The sequence below is a fragment of the Limosilactobacillus galli genome, assembly GCF_947381495.1.
In the GTDB taxonomy this organism is placed as follows: Bacteria; Bacillota; Bacilli; order Lactobacillales; family Lactobacillaceae; genus Limosilactobacillus; species Limosilactobacillus galli.
The window spans coordinates 1-362 of the sequence record NZ_CANCWK010000126.1 but is presented as its reverse complement, the minus strand read 5'-3'; the positions used below and the strand labels follow the sequence as shown (position 1 = coordinate 362).

The 362-nt window shown below is 42.3% G+C and carries 1 protein-coding gene; it reads left to right on the top strand.

Annotation, left to right across the window (positions count from 1 at the left end; translation table 11 throughout):
• A partial coding sequence (locus QOS10_RS09560; protein ID WP_326520600.1) for an IS30 family transposase occupies nucleotides 1–362 on the top strand: 362 nt, incomplete at both ends.

Genomic DNA, 362 nt, shown 5'->3' with positions numbered 1-362 from the left:
GCTAAAAGGTGCTTAGGGCCTAATATTGCTCAACGACCTCAAACTGCGGACCAACGGTCCGAAATTGGCCATTGGGAACTGGATACAGTTCAGGGACAGAAAAACGGTAATGACAGTGTTGTACTAGTAATGACTGATCGCCTTTCACGAGTTAATATCACGAGTAAAATTGCTGGTAAAACTGCGCATGCAGTAAATCAGTTCTTTATAAATTTGCGCCAGAAAATGGGCACAGATGCTTACTATCGCATCTTTAAGACAATAACCTCTGACAACGGTTCAGAATTTAGTGAGTTAACACAAGTTCACGATCATGTTTTCTATGCTGATCCGTATTCCCCTTGGGAACGTGGATCCAATGA